This is a genomic window from Gilliamella sp. B14448G11 (assembly GCF_016101765.1).
Lineage (GTDB): Bacteria > Pseudomonadota > Gammaproteobacteria > Enterobacterales > Orbaceae > Gilliamella > Gilliamella apicola_N.
The window spans coordinates 1-468 of record NZ_JACFPX010000049.1; the positions used below are offsets into that span (position 1 = coordinate 1).

A 468-nucleotide genomic window follows, 5' to 3' on the forward strand; every position below is an offset into this window, starting at 1 on the left:
TAATATCTTGCTTGGCAGCCATATTCAGGTTGGCATTTTGTGCCTGCACCTCAACATCACCTTGGTTGGCAAAGACTTTCATTCCTGATTTATGGGCAAACAGACCGATGGATTCACCGGATGAGACAGTAATGTTTTTTAACGCATTAATGTCAGTTTGGTTTTCACTGGTCATTGAAACGCTATTCGATGTTGACAGTTGAATGTTTTCCAGGCTGGTTAAAGCAATGCCCTCTTGTGCATAAGCAAGAATGCCACTTTGAGCTAATTGGGTTAATGTCGCTTTAAGTTGCTCTTGACTGTCGGTATCTGCGCCATGGGCTTCAGAGGCAGCTGCTGCATTTTGCAGTGCTTTAGCAATTGATAACGCATTTTCAAGCTGAGTAATGGCACCTTGCATATCAAGTTGTTTACCCTGTGCCTTAGGCTCGGTCTGACTGGTCAGGTATAAACCTTTATTGGCAGCAA

1 protein-coding gene is annotated in these 468 nt (G+C 43.6%); it reads right to left on the reverse strand.

From position 1 onward, the window contains the following. Positions 1-468 (reverse strand): DUF2345 domain-containing protein (locus H3S88_RS13130; RefSeq protein WP_198237284.1); only part of this gene is annotated, 468 nt, incomplete at both ends.